This is a genomic window from Nonomuraea longicatena, assembly GCF_039525605.1.
GTDB classification, from domain to species: domain Bacteria; phylum Actinomycetota; class Actinomycetes; order Streptosporangiales; family Streptosporangiaceae; genus Nonomuraea; species Nonomuraea longicatena.
In genome coordinates, this window is the sequence record NZ_BAAAHQ010000022.1 from 16,493 (window position 1) to 40,590 (window position 24,098).

Consider the following 24,098-nt stretch of genomic DNA (forward strand, 5'->3'; position numbering starts at 1 on the left):
GAGCTGGGCTATCCGCCGGAGGAGGCGGCCGCCCGCCACCTCGCGGGCGAGCGCCCGCGCCCCCGCGGCCCGCTGCCGCTGCGGCGCCTGCTGGGCCGCGGCCGGGTGCGGGGCGGTGAGCTCGCCGACGGGAAGAGCACCGAGAGCCTGCGCAGGCTGTTGCGGGCGGGCGTCCCGGCGGCGCGGGCCCGCGCGTACGCCGACGCGGGCTGGGACGGCGCGCAGGCGGCGGCCTGGGCCGGACGCGGCATCGAGCCGGGCCAGGCCCGCGTCTTCCAGGCGCTCGGCTTCACCCCTCGCGAAGCCGGCCGGGTGCTGGCCTCGGGTGAGGACGCGATCTCGCTGATGACCGGGTTCTGGCGCGCGGGCGTGCCGGTCGAGGAGGTGGCGGCCTGGCGGGCGGCGGGCTTCACCGCCGAGGAGGCGGCCCGGCTGCGGGCCGGCGGCATCGGTGTCGAGCGGGCGCGGGTGCTGCGGGCCCTCGGCGACGGGCCCTGATTGCGGATCGGGTTCCGCGCGGCTATCCTGTCCGGCAGAAGACACGCGCTGGAGCTCTTGACGGGAGGTGAGATTGCATGACTGTCGTGGTGATGGCTGCCATCAGCGGCACTCAGTCCATCCTCACGTCCCCGGGCCTCGGCTGACCCTTCGAGTCGCCGTCCCGACGCGGATGCGCCGGTCGCACGCGCCGAGGCCCCTTTTCGGAAAAGGGTTCCACTCCGTTGTCTTTCCGTCATTCATCCGATGATGGCCTGTCCCCGTACGGCTGGGACGCACAACTAGACCACTCCTTCGCCGACCACCGCTCCAAGGGGCTCGTCCCCGCCCGCGTGGTCGGTGTCGATCGCGGTGCCTGCGACGTCATCACCGAGTCCGGCCCGCTCCGGGCCCGCCTGGCGCTGCCCGCGACCTCCGACCCGCTCGCGTTCCCGTGCACCGGCGACTGGGCGGCACTTCGTCCGGGCGCCCCGCCGGAACTGGTGGAGGTGCTGCCGAGGAGCAGCGCCATCGTCCGGTCCTCGGCGTCGCGCTCCTCCCACGGTCAGGCCCTGGCCGCCAACGTGGACATGGCCGTCCTGGCCGTCTCGCTCGGCGGCCCGCTGAACCCGGGCCGCGTCGAACGCCTGCTCGCACTGGTGTGGGAGAGCGGCGCGCAACCGGTGATCGTGCTGACCAAGGCCGACCAGTCGGCCGACCCGGTCGGTGACGCCGACGCCGTCGCCGAACTCGCGCCCGGCGTCGACATCATCACCACCAGCGCCACCAGCGGCGAGGGCATGGACGTGCTCACCGCCGTGCTCACCGGCACCGTGGTCCTGCTCGGCCCCTCGGGCGCGGGCAAGTCCACGCTCGGCAACGCGCTGCTCGGCGCCGAGACGCTGGAAACCGGCGCCGTCCGCGAGCAGGACGGCAAGGGCCGCCACACCACGGTCCGCCGCAGCCTGCTCCCGCTACCCGGCGGCGGCGTGCTGATCGACACCCCGGGGCTGCGCGGCATCGGCCTCGTGGACGCCGACGAGGGCCTGCAGCAGGTCTTCGCCGACATCGAGGAACTCGCGCAGGAGTGCCGCTTCGGTGACTGCTCCCACGACTCCGAGCCCGGCTGCGCCGTCCAGGACGCCATCTTCTCCGGCGACCTGAGCGAACGCCGCCTCGACAGCTACCGCAAACTCCAGCGTGAGAACGCCTGGGCCACCTCACGGAGCGACGCGCGCCTGCGCGCCCAGCACGACGAGCGCAAGAAGTGGATCACCCGCTCGCTCCGCGAGACCTACGCCTTCAGGGACCGGCAGAGCCGGTCGTGACCCAGGAACGGCCACGGCGCGTCCGCCGTGGCCGTTCGTTCCACCGACTATCGAAGGAACATCCGGCATCGTGCCTGATTTCGTCGACGACGCTTTCTTCTTCCTGCATCGCGACCTGCCCCGCGAGGGGCCCGGATCCGATGACACCACCTGGCTGCTCCTCGCCATGGCGGGCCCGCTGCCCGATCGGCCCAGAGCCCTGGACCTGGGCTGTGGTCCCGGCCGCTCCTCCCTGGTGCTGGCCGAAGCAGGAGCGGAGGTCACGGCGGTGGACCTCCACCAGCCCTTCCTCGACCGGCTCCGGCAGGCCGCCGCGCGCCGGGGGCTGGACGGACTCGTCCGCACCGTGAACATGTCCATGACCGAACTGCCCTACCCCGACGGCAGCTTCGACCTGATCTGGGCCGAAGGCTCCATCTACCACGCCGGATTCGACCACGCGCTACGGATCTGGCGACGTCTGCTGGCCCCCGGCGGCGCCCTGGTCGTCACCGAATGCGAGTGGGCCACCCCCGACCCGGCGCCCGAGCCGCGCGCCTTCTGGGACGAGGTCTACCCGCTGCGGACCGCCGCGCAGAACATGGAGGCGGCCAGGGCCGCCGGGTACGAACTGCACGGCACCTACCGGCTGCCGGACAGCGACTGGTTCACCGAGTACTACGACCCCCTCGCGGCGAACCTCGCCGCAGCCGACCCCGGCACGCCCGGCATGGCTGAGGCGATCGCCTCGACCCGCCGCGAGATCGACCTGCGCCGCCGGTACGCCGGCGACTACGCCTACACCGGCTACGTTCTCCGTACCGGCTCCACCGAATCCGAAGGAAACACCGTGCAGCAGACCTGGATCACCCGGACCGAGACCCCGCAGGACGCGGCCGCGATCCGTGACATCCTCCTCGCCGCCTTCCCCACCCCGCTGGAGGCCGACCTGGTCGAGGCGCTGCGCACCGACCCGGCCTGGATCCCCGGGCTGTCCGTCCTCGCCGAGACGCCCGACGGCCAGCCGACCGGCTACTCGCTGCTGACCCGGTGCCACGTCGGCACCACTCCGGCGCTGGCCCTCGGACCGTGCGCGGCCCTGCCCGCCCACCAGAGGACGGGGGCCGGTTCGGCCGCAATCCGCGCGGGCCTGGAGACGGCGCGGCGCATGGGCGAGAGCCTGGTGCTGGTGCTCGGCCACGCGACGTACTACCCGAGGTTCGGCTTCACCCCGGCCTCCGCGTACGGTATCCGACCGTCCTTCGAGGTCCCCGACGAGGCGATGATGGCCCTCACGCTCGACGACACGGCCGTCGTGCCGAGTGGCACCATCGTCTACGCGCCGCCCTTCGGCGTCTGAGGTGACGGCGGCATCGCGCGTCCTGCACCCGGCAAGGTGCAGGACGGCGATGCCGTCGCTCAGTGGGCGTCGAGGAAGGTGAGTACGGCGAGCACCCGGCGATGGTCGTCGTCGGCCTCGGTCAGCCCCAGTTTGGTGAGGATGCTGCGCACGTGCTTCTCCACCGTGCCCTCTGTCACCCACAGTCGCCGGGCGATGCCCGCGTTGGAGCGCCCCTCGGCCATCAGCGACAGCACCTCCCGCTCCCGCGTGCTCAGCACCTCCAGCGGGTCGTCGCGCCGCTGCGCGGAGACCAGTTCCTGCACCAGCGCCGGGTCCACCACCGAACCGCCCCTGGCCACCCGCCGGACCGTGTCCACGAACTCCTCGACGTCGGTCACCCGGCTCTTGAGCAGGTAGCCGACCCCGCCGCCGCTGGCCAGCAACCGCATGGCGTGCTCGGCCTCCGCGTACGCCGACAGCACCAGGATGCCCACCTCGGGATGCTGCTCCCGGATCCGCGCGGCCGCCTCCAGCCCCTCGACCGTGTTGGTCGGCGGCATCCGGATGTCGACGACGGCCAGCGCCGGCCGCGTTTCGCGTACCAGCTCCAGCAGCCCCCCGGCGTCACCGGCCTGGCCGACGACCTCCAGGCCCGACCGCTGCAGCAGGCTGGCGAGCCCCTCGCGCAGCAGGACGTCGTCGTCGGCGAGGACCACCCGCGTCACCGTCATGTCCGCATTATCCGCCGTGCCGCCGATCGGCACCCGGCGATCGGCGCCATTTCCGGTCAGGCGCCGAACCCTCGACGCCCGTGAGTCCTCCCCGGCGACGGCCGATCCGCGTGCCGTGACCGGCCGCTCAACGGCGACGACCGATAATTCGGCTTTGTATCTTCAAATCGGGAATCTGTGTTTTTTACCGGGACAATCCGATGTTTAAACGAGGCTTCATAGAACTCGCCGTAGCGGAATGTCAAATCACAACAAAGATCGTCGTGTCTATGAAGAAGGAGGACATCTCGCGATGAACCATCAACCCTGAGGAGGGTGTTGTGACTTCACCATGTCATTCGCCCAGAACATCACGATCTGCGATCGCACAAGCGGTCGCCTTCGCCGTTCTGGCAACAGGATTCGTATCGCCACCCGCTGCGGCGAGCGCCGCGGCGCCGCGTGGTATTCCGGGCATCGCCCGACCGGCGGTCGTCGTCTTCACCGAGGACTTCGAGAACCGGGCAGACCCGTCCGTGACGACGGGGCTGGCCAACTACACAGGAGCCACGGGGGAGACGTACACGGCTGATCCGTACTGGCTCAGCAGGGCGAACTGCAACGGCTTCATCCTGAAGTACGCCAACGCCACACGCGCGCCCAACGACTGCGTCAACGGCCCGGCCGACGCGAACATGTCCTACGCGCGGCTGCGCTCACTGGCCTACGGCCTCGGCCTGCTGAACGGCACCACACCCCCCACCGCCAACAGCGTCCTCGCCGCCTATACCAACACGGCGCCGGTCGGACAGGTCCAGTTGCAGACCGTCAGCCCGATCCCGCTGCCGCCCGGCGGCAATCGGTTCATCGCGTTCAGCGTGAACGCCGCGGCGGTCAACTGCGACAAGGCCCATCCGCTGATGCAGTTCGAACTGCTGGACGGCGCCACGGCCATCCCGACCGGCGGTCAGATCGACGCCTGCACCAGCGGCGGGTCCGACGTCACGGTGCCCGACCCGCAGGGCGGCACAGTGAAGGTCCACACCGGCACGTACGCCACGGACGCGGGCGTGTTGTTCGGCGGGAGCTCGCTCGGGATCCGCCTGCTCAACCAGCAGCCCGCCAGCACCGGCAACGACGGCGCCATCGACGACATCCGCGTCCTGGACGTCACGCCGCAGCTCGACAAGGGCTTCAGCCCCGACACGGTCCCCTCGGGCGGCCAGTCGACGCTGACGTTCACCATCACCAACACCGCCGAACTGGGCGCCAAGAACGGCTGGTCGTTCACCGACGACCTGCCCGCCGGGCTGACCGTCGCCTCACCGACCGCGACCACCGACTGTCCGGGAACGACGGTCACCGCCCCGCTGGGCGGCGACACCGTCGAGGTCACCGGCAACATCGCGAAGGGGCAGCAGGTCTGCACGGTCTCGGTGCAGGTGACCGCCACCACCGGCGTGTACATCAACGGCCCCGGCAACACCACGACCAAGGGGCTCGATCCGCCGGGGGCGTCCACCGTGACGTTCCTGCCGCTGATCAGCCTGAACGTGGACAAGACCGCGGGAGCCGACAGCTACGTCCCGGGACTGCCCTTCGGCTACACGATCACGGTCACCAACGGCGGTCCGGACACCGCGACGAACGCCAAGATCTCCGACCCGCTGCCCGGCCAGCTGGACGGCGCCACCTGGACCTGCACGGCCTCCACCGGCGCCTCGTGCACGGCCTCGGGCAGCGGTGACATCACCGACACCGTGACCATCCCGGCGGGCGGCACGCTCACCTACGCGGTGACCGGTACGGTCGACCCGGCCGCCAGCGGCAACCTGGTCAACACGGTGACGGTCACACCGCCGCCCAACGTGGTGAACCCGACCTGCGACGAGGCGTGCACGTCCACCGTGACCACGCCGGAGGAGGCGCCGGACGCGGAGGTGGAACTGGCCAAGTCGGCCAGCCCGAACGACGTCGCCTCGTTCGTCGTCGGACAGCAGGTGACCTACCAGTTCGAGGTCACCAACACCGGCAACGTGCCGCTGTCGAGCATCGCGATCACCGAGACGGAGTTCACGGGCAGCGGCACGCCGCCCGTGATCAGCTGCCCGCCAGGCACGCTGAACCCGGGCAAGTCGACCACCTGCACCGGAACCTACGTCCTCACCCAGGACGACATCGACGCCGGCAAGGTGACCAACACGGCGACCGCGACGGGCACACCGCCCGGCATGACGCCGCCGCCGGTCTCCGACCCGGCCTCGTTCGAGGTGTCCGGTCAGCCCGCGCCCGCCGTGTCACTGTCCAAGTCGGTTACGCCGGCGAGCGCCACCACCGCCGGGCAGGAGGTGACCTACCAGTTCGAGGTCACCAACACCGGCAACGTGACGCTCACCGACGTGACCATCGATGAGGAGGACTTCTCCGGCACCGGGCCTTCGCCCGCCGTGACCTGCCCGCCAGGCTCGCTGGCTCCGGGGGCCAAGACCACCTGCTCGGGCGTGTACACCCTGACCCAGGCGGACGTGGACACCGGCGAGGTCACCAACACCGCCACCGCCACCGGCACTCCGCCGAGCGGCACCGCGCCGACGTCCGAGCCGGACTCGGCCACGGTCGTCATTCCCAGCACCCCGGGCCTGGCCCTGTCCAAGCAGGTCAGCCCGGTCATCGTGCAGCAGGTGGGCGACACCGTCGCCTACACCTTCACGGTCATCAACACCGGCAACGTCACCATCAGCAACGTGTCGGTCGCCGAGACCGCGTTCTCGGGCAGCGGAACCGCTCCCGAGTGCGCGTCGGTCGCGGTGACGCTCGCACCGCAGCAGACCGCGAAGTGCGTCGTCGCCTACCAGGTGACCCAGACGGACGTGAACGCCGGTGAGGTCACCAACACGGCCGTCGCGAAGGGAGTGTCCGGTGGTGAACCCGTCGAGTCCGACCCGTCGTCGAGCAAGGTGTTCATCGTCCCGCAGCCCGCTCTGACGCTGGCGAAGTCGGCCGCGCCCGCCACCGTGACCGAGGCGGGACAGCAGATCACGTACAAGTTCACCGTCACCAACACCGGCAACGTCGTCCTGCACGACATCCAGGTCGGAGAGCTGAGCTTCAACGGCGCCGGGACGCTCTCGGCGATCAGCTGCCCGAGCGGCCTGCTGGCGGTCGGCGACGCGGCGACCTGCACCGCGACCTACACGGTGCAGGCGGCGGACCTGACAGGCGAGCCGCTGGTCAACTCGGCCTTCGCGATCGCGAAGGACCCGCTGGACCAGACGGCCACGTCGGGACAGGCCACGGCGAGCGTGAACACGGTGCAGCCGCCACCGACGCCGAGGCCCGAGCTCACGCTGGAGAAGTCGGCGCAGCCCAAGGTCGTACGGCATCCGGGGGAGGAGATCACGTACACGTTCACCGTCACCAACACAGGTAACGTCCCGATCGGCGACGTGACCGTCCAGGACACGGAGTTCAACGGCAGCGGACCGCTGTCGATCCAGTGTCCGCCTTCGGCTCGGCTGCTGGCCCCGGGCGCGTCGGTGCGCTGCACCGCCACGTACCGGGTCACGGAAGAGGACCTGCACCGGGGCAAGCTCGTGAACGCCGCCGTCGCCACGGGCAAGTCGCCCACGGGCGGCACGGTGACCTCGAACACCGCGAAGGCGCACGTCAAGATCGAGGCCAAGAAGCACCACAAGCCGAAGCACAAGCACCACCATCGGGAGGTGCTGACCACGAGCCCGGTTCTGTGACACCCGCCCGCCCGGCCCTCATCCGCAGGGCCGGGCGGAGCGAGCGCCGCTACGGCAGGGGCGGCCGGTCGCGCAGGCGTTCGGCGGCCGAGCCGCTCGGAGACCGCCGCGTCGGCTTCCTCGCCTCGACCAAAAGGCTTGACGTTCACAACCTCTAGTACTCAGAGAGTTTGATTGCCGAAGGAACAGCGCGGTCAGCACCGGATTCGGATGCTGTCCATCACCCGGCCGAACCTCTCGGTGTCGAGGTACCGCTCGCTCCAGTCGCCCAGGCTCACGGGACGGGTGGCCTGGGACTCGGTGTCCACGAAGCAGCCGGTGGTCTGGGAGTCGAACGAGCCGACGTGATCGCGCAGATGCTTCGGGATGGTGCCCTCCTGGCTGATCCCCGGCGACCAGACCCAGGCGTCTCCGGTGAATCCCCGCTCGGGCCACAGGCAGATGGACCCGCTCGTGCAGGTGGGGCGTGAGGCGCTCGGGGATCCGGAGGGGCTCGGGACGGCGGCCGCCGGTGTCGCCTCCTCGGCCGCGTTGTTCTCGATGAGCCAGCCGGTGGCGCCGCCGAGGACGGTGAAGGCTATGGCGATGCTGAGAACGCGCCCTGGCGTCGCCCAGTTGGGGCGCGGGATCCAGTTTCCGCACATTCCGACAAGAAACGAGATTATCGCCGTGATGCCGATGCCGAGAATGGTTCCTGTCACGAAAGAGCACCTGCCGGTCGGGGATGTCGGAATTGCGGTTTCGACCTCGGCCTTTACCCGGCGGAAGGTCCGCTCACCGGGGGTGCGCGCCGCCCGGCAACGGGATTGTGTCACAGGCGTTGGCGGTAATGCTCCCCCTTATGTGACGGGCGGTAGCCGTTGATTCCCGCATTGAGTCCCTTTCGGCCTAAATAGCCGCATAGGCTACGCCCCATAAGACGGCTGTCCGGAATCACCGTGGCCCCTCACCATCACTTTGGCTCACGAAACCGTTGTCACCGTGGCGTTCGCTTCGTCGTGCTCGCGCAGCATGCGCACCACGGTCGCTTATGAACAGCCGATCACAGTCCGTCAGCGTGATTGCTGAGAGTTGCTTTGGGGCCTGGTTGCACGGACCTGGGTCAACGAGGAGCGCATCGACGAGGCCACTGGCGAACTCCGCTGTCGCGTCCCTGAAGCGGGTCGGGCATCAGGGCCTGGTGGCGGCCTGGGCCCGGTGTTCGCGGATCTGGCCGTGGTGGTCGGCGACCCAGGTGATCAGGGACGTGACGATGTGGTGGAGGCTGCGGCCCAGAGAAGTGAGGGCGTACTCCACACGCGGCGGCACCTCCGCGTAGGCGGTCCGGGTCACCAAGCCGTCCTGCTGGAGCTGGCGCACGGTAAGGGTGAGCATCCGCTGTGAGATGCCGGGGACGTCGCGCTGCAGGTCGGTGTAGCGCAGCGGGCCGGCCTCGAGTGCGGCGATCACCAGCAGGCTCCACTTGTCCCCGACGCGGTCCAGCACCTGGCGGATGAAGTCCATCTGCTCGGCGGGGATGCCGGCGCACGGTCCTCGGCCTGCTGCGGCACCTGGCCGAGCTGCGACGTCCATGGCACACATTTCCTTCCGGCACGCACATCGATGTGCCTTTTGTACGGTCTTCCATACTGGTCCATCATGGCGATACACACAAAAAGGAGGAAATGGGATGCGCCGTGAGTGTCGAGATATGGTCTGAGATCGCCTGCCCCCGGTGCGGGCTGGACAGCCACCGCCTGGACCGCGCGGTGGAGCGGTTCGAGCACGGCGACAAGGTGGAAGTGATCCACCGCTCGTTCCGGCTGAGCGACGGTTTCACCGTCGGCAGCACGGTCTCGGCCCGTCTCTTCGACCTCGACGATCTCCTCGGCCTGGCCGGCGAGATCGGCCTGGAGCGCGAGAAGACTCAGCGAGTGGTCACCGGGGGCCGCTTCGGGTAGCAGGTCCAGGACGACATGGAGTCGGCGCAGCGTTCGGAACCACCGTCACGCCGTACATCCCGGTCGACGGCAGATATGCCCTTCCCAGAGCACACGATGCCGACACTCTGCGCCAGGTCTGGGACGAGACCTACCCGACCGTTCTCGTCGCCGACAACGACGCGGCGATCTGCGGCATGGACGGCTGCACGGTTCCCACCGACCACGTCGCCCGCGCCTGATCAAAACACCTGATCCACCCGCCGACTGGGCATCCGATCTCCGCATGTCCCGGCGGTCACAACACGAAAGAGGTCCCACTGTGCCCACTATCGCCATCGTCGGCGCCGGCCCCGGCATGGGCCTGGCCATCGCCCGCACCTTCGGCAGCCGCGGCTTCGACGTCGCCCTGATCGCCCGTACCAAGGAGAAGCTGGAAACGCTGGTCGACCAGCTCGGCCAGGAAGGCATCACGGCCGCCGCGTTCCCCGCCGACATCCTCGACCGCGTCTCACTGACCGATGCCCTGGACACGGCCAAGACCCGCTTCGGCGGCATCGACGTCCTGGAGTACTCGCCGGCTCCCCACTCCCCGGTGCCCGGCCTCACCCTGGCCGCTCCCTCGGAGGTCACGGTGGACAATCTGCAGCCGATGATCGAGTACGCCTTCTACGGCGCGGTCACGGCGGTCCGGACGGTGCTGCCCGCGATGCGCGAGGCGGGCGCCGGGACCCTGCTGTTCACCACCGGCGGCGGTTCCGTGGACCCGGTGCCGATGTTCGGCAACGCCAACCCGGCCCAAGCGGCTCTGCGCAACTGGGTGATCAACCTGAACAAGGAACTGACCGGCAGCGGCGTGCACGCCGCCCACGTGACGATCAACGTCTGGATCGGCGGGGGCGGCCCCGAAGGCGGCCCGACGGCCACACCCGAGCAGATCGCCCCCCTGTACTGGGACCTGCACGAAAACCGCGACCGCTCCGAGGCTGTCTTCAACGCCTGACAGGCCATCGTTGATCGGGCAACATCATCGAGACCGGCACCCAGTCCTACCGGCTCGCACAGACCAGGGCACGAGCCGAAGCGCACATCGGCTGAAGACCACACAGCACCTGCTCCCGCCTGATCACGTTCTTTGATGAATGGGAATTACGGGCTGTCAGCCTCGGAGGATTTCGGTCTCCTGCGCATCCTCGCCCACGACCCGGCGCCTGCCGGCTTCGGCCCTCAGCCGCATTCGCGCGAGCACCCCCTCTCTCAGGAGGACCCTCCGTAGCGGGCGGCGATCGCGACTGCGCGCTCGCGCAGGGCCTCGCGCAACCACTGCGGGGACAGGGCTTCGGCGCTCATGGTGAGCTGCCACAGCGCCCATTCGGCGTGTCTCGGGTCCTGGAAGGTCACCTCCATCCGCAGCCAGCCGTCCGAGTCGGACTCTTCGGCGAGGACGGCCAGCGCGGTGCCCAGCAGGTCGTCCCGCCGCGCCGGGTGCACCCGCGCCAGTACGGTGACCTGGTCGCCGCCGGTCCGGAACCGCGTGCTGCGTTCCTGCCAGGCCCGATCCAGGTCGACCCGGTCCGGCCGCTGCGCCGGTTCGGCGAGTTCCTCGGCGGCCAGGACGCGGGACAGCCGGTAGGTGCGGTCCTCGCCGGACCGCGTGGCCAGCAGATAGCCCCGATCGCGTACGGTCACCAGGCCGATCGGATCCACCGTGCGCCACTTCGGCGGCTGGTCGGCGGCCGTGTAGTGGATCCGCAGCCTGTGCCCGGCGAACACGGCGCGCAGGATCACGGCCGCGACGGCGTCGGGTATCTCCTCGGCGGCCAGCCGTCGCGAGAGGAGGTCGGTCTCCGGGTCGATGAGCAAGCGCTCGGCGGCGCCCGCCGCGGTGTCCTGATAGCTCTCGGGGAGCGCGTCGACCACCTTGAGCATCGCGGAGGCGAGCGCCGAGCCGAGGCCGAACGCCTGCGCGCCGCGCCGCGACCCGGCGACCAGCAGGGCGAGGGCCTCGTCCGGGTTCAGGCCGGTGAGCTCGGTGCGGAAACCGGGCAACAACGCGAACCCGCCGTGCCGGCCGCGTTCGGCGTACACGGGGACACCGGCGGCGGACAGCGCCTCGATGTCGCGCAGCACGGTGCGGGTGGAGACCTCCAGCTCGCGGGACAGCGCGGCCGCGGACAGCCGGCCGTGCTGCCGCAGCAGCAGCACCAGTGAGACCAGCCGGTCGGCACGCACCCGAAAACTCTACCGAAATACACGACACAGGATGTCGTGATTCGCTGGCAGGCTCGTCACCGTGACTCGGCCACCGGGCCGATCGACATATGAATGGAGCGAAAGTGTCAGTGGAGCGAACGGCGGTCAACCCGTGGCCGTGGTCGGTGGAGCTGGGCTACAACCAGGGCGAGGTCGTCTCCGGGCACACCCGGACCCTGTACTGCTCCGGCCAGACCGCCATGAGCGGCGAAGGCGAGCCCCAGCATATCGATGACATGGCGGCGCAGCTCGCGCTGACCCTCGACAACCTGGAGGCGGTGCTCGCCGAGGGTGGCATGTCCCTCGCGGACCTCGTCAGGCTCAACGTCTACACGACCGACGTCGATCTGCTGTTCCAGCACTACGGCGTGCTGGCGGCGCGGTTGGGCGCAGCCGGGGTGGCACCGTCCACGACGATGCTCGGGGTGACCCGGCTGGCGATCCCCGGCCTGATGGTCGAGCTGGAGGGGACCGCCGTAGCGTGACGCGCCCGCGCCGCCCCCGCCCTTCCGGAGGCGGCGCGATCAGCGGGACGGGGTGATCTCCGATGCACGGGACGGCGACGAGCGGGGAGTCGCCGCGACCGTCAATGCGGCAGGGGCTCAGAGCGAGGATATTCCGAGGGCGTGTGCGGCCTGGGCCGTCAGCCACTCGGTGGCGCGCTCGTACGGCCAGGCGTTCTCCTTGACCAGGCTCTCGTAGCCCGTGTAGCCGAAGTAGAACCACAGGACGTCGGCGGCGACGGCGGCGTCGACGCCGAGTGCGCCGAGGGCGTGGAGATGGCCGGCGACGGCGTCCAGCGACGATCGGTAGCGGTGGGTGGCGGTGCGCAGGGACTCGGCGACTGCTTCGTCGTGCGGGGCCACGCTGCGGGCCGTGCACATGATGTCGCCGTATTCGAGGCGCATGTCCCGGACGACCTCGGCGGTGAGCCGCAGTACCTCGCGGGCGTCGCGCGAGGCGATGATCGGGGCGCCGCGCTCGGCGACGATCGGCGCGGTGCTCCACCGCTCCACCAAGGTCGCGATGAGGCCGTGCTTCCCGCCGGCGACGGCGTAGACGGTGGCGGGCGCGACCCTGGCGCGCTCGGCGATCTGGTTGACGGTCGTCGCGAAATACCCGCGTTCGGTGAACAACTCCCGCGCGGCGGTGATGATCGCCTCAGCGGTCAGTTCGGCGTACTCGGCGCGGCGGCCGGTGGCTGTCGGTGGCACCCCGGGATTCTAGCCCACAGGTCAGGCCTTCGATAGATTCATCAGAGTTGCACTCTGATGAACGGGTTTGTACTCTCCTCGTTGGATCGCAACTTCAATCATCGGGGCCACATCATGACGGAGCAGAGCGAAGCCGGTGGGCAGGCCACGGAAGGCGCCGCCCGAGCCTTGCGGGCACTGATCCCGGCCGAACGGGTGCTGACCCGCGGACCCGGGTACACCGCCGCAGTCTCGCTGTGGAACGCGGCGGTCGGCCACCGTCCCGTGGTGGTGGTCAGGTGCGCGGACGTGGCCGACGTCCAGGCGGGCGTGCGGGTGGCACGCGAGTTCGGGCTGCCGCTGTCGGTGCGGGGAGGCGGCCACGACTGGGCCGGGCGCGCCCTGCGCGACGGCGGGCTGACGCTGGACCTGTCCGGGATGCGCGAGGTCGGGATCGACCCCGACCGGCGCCACGCGGTCGTCGGCGGCGGCGCCACGGCCGGCGACGTCCTCGCGGCGGCCGAGCCGTTCGGGCTCGTCGCGGCGACCGGAACCATCGGCTCCGTGGGCATCGTCGGCCTGACCCTCGGCGGCGGCTACGGGCCGCTGGCCGGACGCGCCGGCCTGGCCGTGGACAACCTGATCGGCGCCCAGGTGGTGCTGGCCGACGGCTCCGTGGTGGAGGCCGACGCCGAGCGCGAACCCGACCTGTTCTGGGCGCTTCGCGGCGGCGGCGGCAACTTCGGCGTGGTGGTCTCAGCCCGGATCCGGCTGCACGCGGTGCCGTCCGTCGTGACGGGACTGGTGCTCTACCCGTGGACGCAGGCGGAGCGGGTCTTCGACGGACTCCGCGAGGTCCTGCCGGCCGCACCGGACGAGCTGACCGTCCAGTCCGCCGTGGGCGCCGGCCCGGACGGTGAACCGGCCGTGATGATCCTGCCCACCTGGTCCGGCGCGGCCGGTGCCGGCGACGGGCCGTTGCGGGCACTGTCCCGGCTGGGCACGCCGTCGGCCGTCCGGCTGGACACCGGTCCGCTGGCGCCCGCGATCGCCGCCCGCGACGCCATGTTCCCGTCCGGACGCCACGTCGCCATGGGCACCCGTTCGGTGCGCGAGCTGAGGCCCGAGGTCGTCGCGGCCCTCGTCCAGTACGGCGCCGCGCTGCCGTCACCGCTGTCGGCGCTCTCACTGCACCACTTCCACGGCGCCGCCGCCCGGATCCCGGTGTCCGGCACCGCCTTCGCGTCCCGCGATCCGCACCTGATGATCGAACTCATCGCCGTCCGTCCCGACGCCGCCGACGGCGAAGCGCACCGCCGATGGGTCGAGTCCGCGTCCGAGGCCCTCGCCCCGCACGCGCTGCCCGGCGGCTACCCCAACCTCCTGGGGCCGGACGACACCACCCAAATTGCCCACGCCTACGGCCCCAACGCCGCCCGCCTGCTCAAGATCAAGACCACCGTCGATCCCGACGCCGTCTTCTCGGCCATCCCTCTTCCCACCGAGGACTAGGAACCCGCCGGGTGTCGCGCACGGCTCCGCCCGCTCAGGCGGGGCCAATCCCGGTGCCCCTGGTCGCGCGCCGCCTTCAGCCGGGCGACGGTCTTGTCCGCCTGCGGAGTGATGAAACGCTCGTTGAGCGCGGCGGCGACCTGGGGGTCGTACTGGGCCTCGCCGATCAGTGCCCTGAACAAGGGGGCTGGCGGTGGCCTGGTGGGCCTGGCCGCCGCAGCAGGTCACCGACCACATCCGCACCATCCTGTCCGGCACCGTCGACGACACCGCGCTGCAGCCGCCCGAGCCGGGCAGCGTCGAGGCCGCCGTCGCCGCCGCCGGGCTGGGGCTCAGCGTCGCCGACCTGCGCCGGGCGCGCCCCGAGACCGGCCCGGACCGCATCCGGATCCAGAGCGCCTACGTCCACACCCCCGTCCTGGAGGCGTTCGACGGCGTTCTCAGCACCCCGGCCTCCACCGTCGCCGACGTCCAACCCTGAAGCGACGTCCTCGTCGGAATGCGCGCACGAGTTCGGGAACTCTCGGGAACCAACCGCGATCGGCACCCGACTACTTGACTGTCCGCAACCTAGAGCCGGGAGCCCCCCCAAGGGGGCTGCCGGAAGAGGAGGATCGTTCATGAGTAAGTCGCTCAAGATCGTGGTGCGGCGGAAGAAGACCCGTAGCCGACTGCTGAACAACCACGGCTGACGGGTCCCGGTCAGGTGAGACGGTCGCCGCCGGCCGGCGCCGGCGGCGACCGGTCGGGGCCGTTCGCCGCTGTACGGCACAAGCTGAGTTCGCCGCTGTACGGCACAAGCTGAAGGAGCGCGCATGACACAGACGGAGTTCCGACGGGCGCGAACATTGGCGATCTACTGGCATGACGGGGAACTGACGGCGGAGAACTACCTGGAGAGCCGTTCCACCGATACCGAAACCGACAACGCGGTCGCCGTGGACGCACAGGCGGTGGCGTTGCTGGAGCACTTCACCGACTGGTCGACGGCCGAGAAGGTGGCCGCGCTGCTCGGCGAGTTCGACATCGGCTCGGTTCGCGAAGCCGTCTCGGCGCTGGCCGACGTCGGGTTGCTGATCGACCGGGACGCCGCACGGCGTGAGGAGAGATTCCTCGACGCCTGGGGCAACTGGGGAGAAGAGGCGCGCTTCTTCCACTTCGGGACGCGCAACACCATCTACACCGGCGACAGCCTGGAACAGCGGCGCAGCGACGCCCGCTGGGTACGGGAGACCGGCGGGACACCACCGGCGATCTTCAAGTCCTACCCGGACGCGCCCCGTGTCCACCTGCCTCGGGCGTTCTTGCCACTGGCCGACCCCTTCGGGCAGGTACTGACCGGCCGGCGGACGCATCGCTCGTTCACCGGAGAACCGGTGGACCTGGCCCAGTTGTCCACGGCGCTGTTCTACACGTTCGCGCCGATGCAGTTCTTCGACGCCGGAGACCTGGGCACACTGATGCTGAAGACCAGCCCGTGCGGGGGCGCCCGGCACGAACTGGAGGGCTACGTCGCGGTGCTCGACGTACGGGACGTGCCGCCGGGGCTGTACCACTACAACGCGGAGGCGCACGCGCTGGAACTCATCGACGCCGGATTCGACCGGGAGCGGCTGCACCGGCTGACGTACGAGTCGGAGATGTGCACGCCCTCGGCGTTCGTCTGCTTCGTGAGCGCCGTGTTCGAGCGGACCATGTACAAGTACCGGCATTCGCGGGCGCTGCGGGTGACGTTGCTGTCGGCCGGGCATCTGGGGCAGACGTTCGTGCTGACCTCGACCGCTGTCGGGCTGGGCGCCTGGCAGAGCGCGGCGTTCCGGGACGAGGAACTCGACGAGGCGCTGGGCCTGGACGGGTTCTCCGAAGGGGTCCTGTACATGTTCGGCGCCGGGCTGCCCGTGCTGGGCGAGACCGGCCTGCCGGCGGGGATCACCCGGGCCGGGCTCAGCGATCCCGGTCGGCTCGTCGCGGCGCATCCGGTTCATCCGGCGGAGGCGCGACCGGATGCGTGAGGCGTACCGGCGGTTGTGGCGGCATCGGTGGGTGCCGTCCCTCCTGCTGGTGGGCGTGTGCGCGCGGGTGCCGCTGCAGGCGTACACCTTCGGGGTGCTGCTGCTGACGGTGGAGCGGACCGGCTCCTACGCGGCGGCGGGCGTGGTCGGCGCAGCAGGCGGGATCGCCTACGCGGCAGGGGTGCCGGTGCACGGCCGGCTCGTCGACCGGTTCGGGCAGACCCGGTCGCTGACCGTCGCGACCGCGATCAACGCCGTAGCCTTCGCCGGCCTGCTGACGGCGGCCTACTCGCAGCCCGCGACCGGCGCACTCGCCGCATGGTCCGCCATCGTGGGACTCTCGCTGCCACCGGTGGCCGCCGCGGCGCGGGCGCTGTGGTCGCAGGTGATCGGCGACGAGGAGATCCGGCGCACCGCGCTCGCGGTGGACGCCATGGTGCTCGACGTCGCGTTGATCGCCGGGCCGCTGCTGGTCTCCGCCGTCAGCGCGACAGCCGGTCCGGGCTGGGCGGTGGGCGGCTGCGCGGCGGTGCTGCTCGGCGGCACGCTGTGGTTCAGCTCGCTGCCGCCGTCCCGGGCCTGGGCCCCGGCCCGCCGCACGGGCGGCCTGGCCGGGCCGCTGCGGTCGCCGGGCATCATCGTGCTGCTGAGCGTCAGCGTGCTCGCCGGTGCGCTGCTGGGCGTCCTGCGGGTCGCCTTCGCGGGGTACGCCGACCGGACGGCCGACCCCGCCGTCGGCGGACTGGCCCTGGCGGCCTTCGGAGCCGGGAGCCTGATCGGCGGACTGGTCTACGGCGCGCGGCCGTGGCGTTCCGACTCCGGGGTGCGCATGCGAGTGATCCTCGCCGGGTACGCCTGCGGCGTCGCGCTGCTCGCGGCCGCCCCGAACGTCCCCGCGCTGGTGACCCTGTCGGTGCCCGCGGGCTTCTTCCTCGCCCCGCTGGTCATCTGCAACTTCGAGCTCATCGGCCGCTGCGCGCCCGAGGGGACCTTGACCGAGGCCTTCGCCTGGGGGATCACGGCCACCTTCGCCGGATCCGCACTGGGCAACCTCGTCGCGGCGGCTCTCGTGGACGCGGGCGCCGAACCGGCCTTCATGTTCGCCTCGGCCGCCGGTTTCGCCGCGCTGGCCGCCGCCGTCGCCGCCCTCGGCACGAGGCTGCTCGCCGCCGCGCCGACGCCGGCGGACACCGATCGATCAGCAGAGAAGGGCTCCTGATGCACGTGCCAGCGCGCCGGCCCGACCACCGGCGACCGAGCTTCCGCGAACGGGCCGTCCGCGCCGCCGCCTCGACGGCGGCGATGACAGCGGTGCTGCTGGCCGCCGGCTGCGCGGACACCACCCCCGACCGGGTCCGCACGCCCGGCTTCGCGCCGGTCACCGTCACGGGCTGCGCCGGGTTCGAGTCGGTCATCGCCTCCCCGCCCCGGCGGGTGGTGGCGCTCACCCCGAGTGTGCTGGAACTGCTGCTCTGGCTCGACCTCGGCGACCGGGTCGCGGCACTGGGAACGGCACCCAGGCCGGGCGCCCTGCCGCAGAACCTCGCCGGGAAGGCCGCCGCCATCCCGTCGCTGTCCGGAAAGTACACCGCGGGCAGCGGCTATCAGCCGGTGCCGAGGGAGGAACTGCTGTCGGTCCAGCCGGATCTGGTCATCGGCGGTTTCAGCAGCAACTTCGACGCCCCCGGCGCCATGTCCCAGAAGGAACTGGCCGCCGACGGGGTTCCCTCCTACCTGGCCCTGTCCACGGCGTGCGAGTCGGCGGTGACCGGCCCGCAGACCGACTTCGGCCTGGTGTGGCGGGACCTGGACAACCTCGGCCGGATCTTCGGCGTACCGGACCGGGCGCAGAAGGTCGTCGCGCAGATGAAGCAGAAGATCGCCCCGGTGGAGGCCGAGACCGCCCGGCTCAAGGACGCGGACCGGCCCACGGTGTTCCCGTTCGAGTACGACGAGGGAACCGCGACCCCCTACGCGCCCGGCAACCGGCAGGCGATCAACGCGGTCATCGGCAAGGCCGGCGGCCGCAACCTCTTCGGCGACCAGGACAAGGCGTACACCAAGACCGGCTGGGAGGAGGTGGTCGCCCGCGACCCGCAGGTCATCCTGATCGTCATCTACGGCAAGGACGGCGCCGCCGCGAACGACGCCCGCTTCGCCGAAGCCGAGAAACACCTGCTCGACAGCCCGGTTCTGCGCGGCGTACGTGCGGTGGCCGACAGGCGCTTCGCTCGGCTGATCTACGAAGCGGCCTCGGTCGGCGGCGTCCGCAACGCCGACGCCGTCGTCGACCTCGCCGCCCAGCTGGCTCCCGCCGGATGACGGCCTTGAAACCCGGCCCGCTCCCGGTGAAGCCCGCACATCGGTCCCGCCGCAGCGTCACCTGGGCCGCGTGCGCCGTACTGACCGGAGTGCTCGTCATCGGACTGGCCGCCTCCGTCCTGCTCGGCACGGTGGACGTGCCCACGGGTACGGTGGCCCGCATCATCGTCTGGCACCTGACCGGCCACGGCGACCCGGCCGCGTGGACCGTCAGCCAGGACACCGTGGTGTGGAACCTGCGGCTGCCCCGAGCGCTGCTCGCCGCGCTGGTCGGCGCGGGACTGGCCGTCTCCGGCACCGCCACCCAGGCGCTGGTGCGCAACCCGCTGGCCGACCCGTACGTCCTCGGTCTCACGTACGGCGCGGCCGTCGGCGCCGTGGCGGTCATGGTCGCCGGATACGCCCCGTTCGGCGGGATCTCGACCGGAGTGGCGGCCTTCCTCGGCGCCCTGGGCGCGTTCGCCGTCGTCTACACGCTGGCCCGCACCGGCGGCACCCTCGCCCCGCTGCGCCTGATCCTGTCCGGTATGGCCGTCACCTACGCCCTGTCCGGCGTCACCAGCTTCCTCGTGCTGCAGGCCGACGATCCCGGCACCACCCATTCCGTGCTGTTCTGGCTGTTCGGCAGCCTCGCCGAGGCGAACTGGGCCGCACTCGGCCTGCCCGCCGCCGTCCTGGCCGTCACGATGATCGCTCTGTTCGCCCAGGCCAGACCCCTCAACACCCTGCTGCTCGGCGACGAGAGCGCGGCCGGCCTAGGTATCCCCGCCGCCCGCCTGCGCCGCCACCTGTTCCTGCTCGTCGCGCTGCTCACCGGCGTGATGGTCGCCTTAGCCGGTGGCATCGGCTTCATCGGCCTGATCGTCCCGCACGCCGCCCGGCTGCTCGTCGGCAGCGACCACCGCCGCCTGCTCCCCGTGGCGACCCTGGCCGGCGCCGGTTTCCTCGTCCTCGTGGACATCGCCGCCCGCACCGCCCTGCACCCGCAGGAACTGCCGGTCGGCGTCGTCACCAGCGTCATCGGCGCCCCGCTGTTCCTCTGGCTGGTGCACACCCGCGCCCGCGACACCACTGGACTGTGACCACATGACCACCCTGAAGCTGCACGACGTGCACATCAGCATCGGCGGAACGCCGATCGTCGCCGGCGTCGACCTCACCGCGGCCTCCGGCCGCCGGGTCGGCGTCGTCGGCCCGAACGGCAGCGGCAAGAGCACCCTGCTGCGGGCCGTGTACCGGCACCTTCCCCTCGCCCGGGGAAGCATCACCGTCGACGGTCAGGACGTGTGGCGGCTCACCCCGCGCCGCGCAGCCCAACTGGTCGCAGCTCTTCCCCAGGAGACCCGCTCCGACTTCGACGTCACGGCCTGGGAGATGGCCGCGATGGGCCGTACCCCGCACAAACGGCCCTTCGCCCCCGACACGGCCGAGGACACCGCCATCGTCACCGGCGCCCTCGCCCATGCCGGAGTCGGACACCTCGCCCACCGCCGCTTCGCGAGCCTGTCCGGTGGTGAGAAGCAGCGCGTGCTGCTCGCCCGCGCCTTCGCCCAGCAGGCGCCCGTCCTGGTGCTCGACGAGCCCACCAACCATCTCGACGTCCGCCACCAGTTCGAACTGCTCGACCTGATCTCCGCGGCCGGCACCACCGTCGTGGCCGCGCTGCACGATCTCAACCTGGCCGCCACCTACTGCGACGACCTGTACGTCCTCGCCGAGGGTCGCGTCGTCGCGCACGGCCCTCCGCGAGACCTGCTCACCCCGGAGCTCATCCGGACGGTCTTCGGCGTCGACGCCCACGTCACGACCCGCCCCGGCGACGACACCCCGTACCTGATCCTGATCCCCCGTCCGGAGGGGCCGGTCACCCGGCCGTGAGGCCCGCGTCGCGATGGGCTCGTGTTCGAGGTCCACGCTCGGTGACGCCCGCCGTGAGCCCCGCTCACCACACCGCCTACGGTTTGATCGCGCAACCTCCGTGCATGTGCACGTACGCGTCCGGGATCGTGGCCGCTTCGTCGGGGTGCCAATGGTTGACGAGCACCACGCCGGGATCGACGAGGTCCAAGCCGTCGAAGAAGGGCGTCACCTCCGCCTTGGTGCGGGCCTTGACCGGGACGCCGTTGGCGGTGTACGCGGCCACGCCGGCGTTCACCTCCGCAGGAGCGCTGTCGGCCGTGCACGTCGACAGCGCCAGGACGCTGCCCGGGGCCAGCGGGCGCATGAGCCGGTCGATCAGATCCTGGACCTCTGCGTCGTCAAGGATGAAGTGCACGATCGCGAGAAGAGTCAGCGCGACCGGTTTGTCCAGATCGAGGGTGCCGCGTAGCTGAGGGGAGGCCAGGATGGTCTCCGGGTCGCGCAGATCGGCGTCGAGGTAGGACGTCTGGCCCGCCGGGTCGCTGACCAGCAGCGCGCGGGCATGCACCAGAACGATGGGATCATTGTCGACATAGACGATGCGCGACTCCGGCGCCACCTTCTGGACGACATCGTGGAGGTTGGGAGGAGTCGGCAGGCCGGTGCCGATGTCCAGGAACTGGCGAATGCCATGCTCGGCCGCCAGATAGCGGCCGACACGCAGCATGAAGTCGCGGTTGGCCCGCATGGACGTGGGCAGGTTCGGCCAGTCTCGCGTGATGTTCGCGGCCGCTGTGCGGTCGGCTTCGAAGTTGTCCTTGCCGCCGAGCAGGTAATCATAGATGCGCGCGGAATGGGGCACGCTGGTCCTGAGGTCGCGGGGTTCAGAGGCGTCCCTGAACGTCTCATCCGTCACTGGGGGTTTCCTTCCGGGCGGAAAGTGGCGTGATCGCGAGTGGCTGTTCGAGCCTTTCATGATGTTTTACCGCACTCAGCGATCAAGTTCGCCGCTGTTCGCGCTCCGCACCGGATCGCTCTCCCGAACGCCCGCCCGAAGCGGCAGGGACGTCGGCCACACCGGCCGGCCGCCCTTCCCGCTCGGCGACCTTCGCCCGCGCGCCGTTTCCCGAAGGCGGGCTGCGCTCGCAGCGGCAGGTGCGGGCAACGCCTCCCGGACGGCGATCACGGGTTCTGGCGGGTGGCGCCCGACGAGGTGAGATGGACGGCGGCCTCCGAGGTGTAGGGCAGGAAGGCGAAGCTCTCGCGCAGGTAGAGCCTGATGTCGCTGTCGTCGTGCGAGCTGTAGCCGACCGAGAGGTCGGTGCCCACCCGCAGTTCGTAGTCGCCGCCCCTGGTGGTGAGGACGACGGCGCCGTCGAGCGCGGGAACCCAGACGATCTCGCCGTCCACGATCCGCCGAAGGTGATGAAAGATCGGGTAACCCTCGTCCGAGCTCTCACTGGCCTTCGCATAGGCGTCCGCACTCAGCGCCAGCGCGTACGGACCGTTCACACCGGCGAGCTTCAGCGTGCTGAGCGCGTGGGCGACCGCGTCCGGATACTCACGCGGGTTGTCGGGCAGCGGCTGCGAAGGATTGGTCGCGATCGTGATGATGCCCTTCGTCCGGGCGGCGGCGAAGCCATGGAAGATCGCCTTGTCCTCCGCGAACGCCAGCTTGCGTGCCGCGTCCTTGGCCGGCTGCCAGTCGGCGTCCTGCGCCCCACGCTCGATCGAGTCGACCGCCGCCCTGGTGACGGTGAACGCGACCTCGAACTCCACGGCAGGCACGCTTCCCCGCAGCGCCGCCGTCACGCCCGGTTGCGGGGCGTCGATCGGCTCCAGGTGCCCCGTCGGCGCGCCGGCGAACCCGGGGCCGGCCGGGGCAGGCACGTCCACCAGGCGCCGGCCGCCCAGATAGCGGATGAACGTACGGCTGAGCTCGGTTTCCATGTCGATCCACGCCGCCGCCGAAATCGGCGCCAGCTCGCGATGCAGATTGTTCATCGGACCCCCTTCAGATCACCGATACGCAACGTCCCGTTGTCTCCTTCGGCCCTGTGGTCCGTCACCTGAGGCTCCGGCGCGGTGGCAGTTTCCATATCCGGCAACGGGGGCGGGTCGTCGAGAAAGTCGATCGGGGGAACGTAGAAGAGGCAGCCCGTGACCGCTGTGGAGAAATCGAGGATGCGGTCGTGCCTCACGGCACCCTGGCCGAGGAACATGTTCCGCAGCATTTCCTCGGTGGTCGACGGCGTGTGACAGTAGCCGATGAAATACGTGCCGAACTCTCCCGAGCCTGCCTTGCCGAACGGCATGTTGTCGCGCACGATCTGCTGCTGCATGCCGTCAGGTCTCACGACGGTGTTGAGGGCGACGTGTGAGTCGGCGGGTTTCCGGTCATCGGGGAGTTCGACATTGGACAGCTTGTGCCGGCCTATCACCAGGCTCTGCGCCTCTGTGGTCAGCGCGTTCCACGCGTCCAGGTCGTGCACGTACTTCTGGACGATCGCGTAACTACCGCCGGCGAAGGCCGGGTCGGCATCGGTGATGATGGCCGCTTCGATCGCCGCCCGGCCGGGCGGGTTCTCGGTGCCGTCCACGAAGCCGAACAGATCGCGCCTGTCGAAGTAGCGGAACCCGTGCACCTCGTCACAGACGTCGACCATGCCGTCGAGCCTGTCCATGATCTGCGCGGCCAGTTCGAAGCACAGGTCCATCCGATCGGCCCTGATGTGGAACAACAGGTCGCCGAGGGTCGCCGGTGCGTGGTGCCGTGTCCCGCGCAGCTCGACGAACTCGTGCAGTTCGGCGGGACGCGCCCCGCTGAACAGCCGGCCCCACACCGCCGAACCGAATCCGGTGACCAGGCTGAGGTGCCCTTCGGGCAGGCGGAATCCGACGGCCCGCAGCAGACTCGTCAGGTCCGGGATCAGGCCGGCGACCGTCTGCTCGCCCCCCGGCCGCACCGTGACCACGAGGAAGACGGCCGCGTCAGTGAGCGGGGTCAGCACACCCTGGGGCTCTGGATACGCTCCCATCATTTCTCCCGTCCCTCTATCAACCGGAGCGAAGTTCCCGCTCACGGCATACCGCAAATCCATCTCGAATAGGCGACGGGCAGGCTCAACAATGCGTGTGTATGTCTTGCCGAACAGTTTGACGGCGGCGACGCGGGTCGGCGGGGGAGCGGTGGCCCGAGAGTTCTCCACGCGCCCGAGCCTGCCGAGCGGCCCAACCGATTCGAAGGCGTGTTCCCGGCCGCCCGCGCGGGGTCAGGCGCACAAGACCGCCGAGACCACGCTCCGGCATGAGGTGGGGAAACTCGACAGCCCGCAATCCACTCATGAAGGCCGGCCGGAGATTGCATGACGGCCCTGTTCTCCGTCAATGACGTGATCTCAGCGAATTGCCGGTAGGTAGTTGTGCTCGAAATGGGTGAGGA

22 protein-coding genes and 2 pseudogenes are annotated in these 24,098 nt (G+C 70.5%); 15 read left to right on the top strand and 9 right to left on the bottom strand.

Features of this window, described 5'->3' with window-relative positions:
• The 4 genes and pseudogenes from ABD120_RS20995 to ABD120_RS21010 all read left to right on the top strand — a co-directional run.
• A pseudogene (locus ABD120_RS20995) lies at positions 1-498 on the top strand (hypothetical protein); the annotation flags it as partial.
• 224 nt (positions 499-722) lie between these two features.
• A complete protein-coding gene (gene rsgA / locus ABD120_RS21000) occupies positions 723-1,805 on the top strand; it encodes a ribosome small subunit-dependent GTPase A (protein ID WP_343951656.1) in 1,083 nt (360 codons plus the stop codon).
• A 166-nt stretch (positions 1,806-1,971) separates the two neighbouring features.
• Positions 1,972-2,310 (top strand): annotated as a pseudogene (locus ABD120_RS21005) (class I SAM-dependent methyltransferase); the annotation flags it as partial.
• A 324-nt stretch (positions 2,311-2,634) separates the two neighbouring features.
• Positions 2,635-3,144, top strand: coding sequence for a GNAT family N-acetyltransferase (locus tag ABD120_RS21010; protein ID WP_343951676.1), 510 nt, complete (start codon positions 2,635-2,637; stop codon positions 3,142-3,144).
• A gap of 59 nt (positions 3,145-3,203) precedes the next feature.
• On the opposite strand, the gene ABD120_RS21015 is transcribed toward ABD120_RS21010, so the two are convergent.
• Complete coding sequence (locus ABD120_RS21015; RefSeq protein WP_343951657.1) at positions 3,204-3,857, bottom strand: response regulator transcription factor; 654 nt, start codon at positions 3,855-3,857, stop codon at positions 3,204-3,206.
• 515 nt (positions 3,858-4,372) lie between these two features.
• On the opposite strand from ABD120_RS21015, the gene ABD120_RS21020 reads away from it, so the two are divergent.
• Positions 4,373-7,585, top strand: coding sequence for a DUF7507 domain-containing protein (locus tag ABD120_RS21020; protein ID WP_343951658.1), 3,213 nt, complete (start codon positions 4,373-4,375; stop codon positions 7,583-7,585).
• A gap of 194 nt (positions 7,586-7,779) precedes the next feature.
• Here ABD120_RS21020 and ABD120_RS21025 read toward each other — a convergent pair whose 3' ends face one another.
• Together ABD120_RS21025 and ABD120_RS21030 are read right to left on the bottom strand one after the other, a co-directional pair.
• On the bottom strand, positions 7,780-8,286 hold the full coding sequence (locus tag ABD120_RS21025; protein WP_343951659.1) for a peptidase inhibitor family I36 protein: 507 nt from the start codon (positions 8,284-8,286) through the stop codon (positions 7,780-7,782).
• Between the two features lie 469 nt (positions 8,287-8,755).
• Positions 8,756-9,157: a winged helix-turn-helix transcriptional regulator gene (locus ABD120_RS21030; RefSeq protein ID WP_343951660.1), complete on the bottom strand. Its 402-nt coding sequence runs from the start codon at positions 9,155-9,157 to the stop codon at positions 8,756-8,758.
• A 104-nt stretch (positions 9,158-9,261) separates the two neighbouring features.
• Here ABD120_RS21030 and ABD120_RS21035 point away from each other — a divergent pair, with 104 nt between their 5' ends.
• Entirely contained in the window at positions 9,262-9,525 is a 264-nt protein-coding gene (locus ABD120_RS21035; RefSeq protein WP_343951661.1) for a thioredoxin domain-containing protein, read from the top strand.
• 301 nt (positions 9,526-9,826) lie between these two features.
• Complete coding sequence (locus ABD120_RS21040) at positions 9,827-10,507, top strand: SDR family NAD(P)-dependent oxidoreductase (protein WP_343951662.1); 681 nt, start codon at positions 9,827-9,829, stop codon at positions 10,505-10,507.
• A gap of 254 nt (positions 10,508-10,761) precedes the next feature.
• Here the strand turns inward: ABD120_RS21040 and ABD120_RS21045 are convergent, their stop codons facing one another.
• Positions 10,762-11,736, bottom strand: a complete 975-nt coding sequence (locus ABD120_RS21045; protein ID WP_343951663.1) for a helix-turn-helix transcriptional regulator — start codon at positions 11,734-11,736, stop codon at positions 10,762-10,764.
• Between the two features lie 110 nt (positions 11,737-11,846).
• Here ABD120_RS21045 and ABD120_RS21050 point away from each other — a divergent pair, with 110 nt between their 5' ends.
• Positions 11,847-12,242 carry a RidA family protein gene (locus ABD120_RS21050; RefSeq protein ID WP_343951677.1) on the top strand — a complete coding sequence of 132 codons (396 nt, stop codon included), beginning with the start codon at positions 11,847-11,849 and terminating at the stop codon, positions 12,240-12,242.
• Between the two features lie 117 nt (positions 12,243-12,359).
• Here the strand turns inward: ABD120_RS21050 and ABD120_RS21055 are convergent, their stop codons facing one another.
• Complete coding sequence (locus ABD120_RS21055) at positions 12,360-12,971, bottom strand: TetR/AcrR family transcriptional regulator (protein ID WP_343951664.1); 612 nt, start codon at positions 12,969-12,971, stop codon at positions 12,360-12,362.
• Between the two features lie 114 nt (positions 12,972-13,085).
• Here ABD120_RS21055 and ABD120_RS21060 point away from each other — a divergent pair, with 114 nt between their 5' ends.
• Positions 13,086-14,462 (top strand): FAD-binding oxidoreductase, encoded by a 1,377-nt coding sequence (locus ABD120_RS21060; protein ID WP_343951665.1) that lies wholly within the window; start codon positions 13,086-13,088, stop codon positions 14,460-14,462.
• Here ABD120_RS21060 and ABD120_RS21065 read toward each other — a convergent pair.
• On the bottom strand, positions 14,459-14,644 hold the full coding sequence (locus tag ABD120_RS21065) for a TetR family transcriptional regulator C-terminal domain-containing protein (protein WP_343951666.1): 186 nt from the start codon (positions 14,642-14,644) through the stop codon (positions 14,459-14,461). The two genes, ABD120_RS21060 and ABD120_RS21065, sit on opposite strands and share 4 nt — an antisense overlap.
• Before the next feature lie 11 nt (positions 14,645-14,655).
• On the opposite strand from ABD120_RS21065, the gene ABD120_RS21070 reads away from it, so the two are divergent.
• The 6 genes from ABD120_RS21070 to ABD120_RS21095 all read left to right on the top strand — a co-directional run bounded on the left by ABD120_RS21070 (position 14,656) and on the right by ABD120_RS21095 (position 20,674).
• Positions 14,656-14,943 carry a hypothetical protein gene (locus ABD120_RS21070; RefSeq protein WP_343951667.1) on the top strand — a complete coding sequence of 96 codons (288 nt, stop codon included), beginning with the start codon at positions 14,656-14,658 and terminating at the stop codon, positions 14,941-14,943.
• A 334-nt stretch (positions 14,944-15,277) separates the two neighbouring features.
• Positions 15,278-16,474, top strand: a complete 1,197-nt coding sequence (locus tag ABD120_RS21075; protein WP_343951668.1) for a SagB/ThcOx family dehydrogenase — start codon at positions 15,278-15,280, stop codon at positions 16,472-16,474.
• Entirely contained in the window at positions 16,467-17,693 is a 1,227-nt protein-coding gene (locus tag ABD120_RS21080; RefSeq protein ID WP_343951669.1) for an MFS transporter, read from the top strand. The genes ABD120_RS21075 and ABD120_RS21080 overlap by 8 nt, the downstream gene beginning before the upstream one ends.
• Complete coding sequence (locus tag ABD120_RS21085) at positions 17,693-18,796, top strand: ABC transporter substrate-binding protein (RefSeq protein ID WP_343951670.1); 1,104 nt, start codon at positions 17,693-17,695, stop codon at positions 18,794-18,796. Before ABD120_RS21080 ends, ABD120_RS21085 begins: the two co-directional genes overlap by 1 nt.
• The gene (locus tag ABD120_RS21090; protein ID WP_343951671.1) at positions 18,793-19,878 is read left to right on the top strand and encodes a FecCD family ABC transporter permease; all 1,086 of its coding nucleotides are present in this window, start codon (positions 18,793-18,795) and stop codon (positions 19,876-19,878) included. Before ABD120_RS21085 ends, ABD120_RS21090 begins: the two co-directional genes overlap by 4 nt.
• 4 nt (positions 19,879-19,882) lie before the next feature.
• Positions 19,883-20,674, top strand: coding sequence for an ABC transporter ATP-binding protein (locus ABD120_RS21095; protein ID WP_343951672.1), 792 nt, complete (start codon positions 19,883-19,885; stop codon positions 20,672-20,674).
• A gap of 76 nt (positions 20,675-20,750) precedes the next feature.
• On the opposite strand, the gene ABD120_RS21100 is transcribed toward ABD120_RS21095, so the two are convergent.
• The 3 genes from ABD120_RS21100 to ABD120_RS21110 all read right to left on the bottom strand — a co-directional run bounded on the left by ABD120_RS21100 (position 20,751) and on the right by ABD120_RS21110 (position 23,865).
• The gene (locus ABD120_RS21100) at positions 20,751-21,632 is read right to left on the bottom strand and encodes an SAM-dependent methyltransferase (RefSeq protein WP_343951673.1); all 882 of its coding nucleotides are present in this window, start codon (positions 21,630-21,632) and stop codon (positions 20,751-20,753) included.
• Positions 21,633-21,838: 206 nt separating this feature from the next.
• On the bottom strand, positions 21,839-22,660 hold the full coding sequence (locus ABD120_RS21105; RefSeq protein WP_343951674.1) for a family 1 encapsulin nanocompartment shell protein: 822 nt from the start codon (positions 22,658-22,660) through the stop codon (positions 21,839-21,841).
• A complete protein-coding gene (locus tag ABD120_RS21110) occupies positions 22,657-23,865 on the bottom strand; it encodes a Dyp-type peroxidase (RefSeq protein ID WP_343951675.1) in 1,209 nt (402 codons plus the stop codon). Before ABD120_RS21110 ends, ABD120_RS21105 begins: the two co-directional genes overlap by 4 nt.
• Positions 23,866-24,098 lie beyond the last annotated feature (233 nt).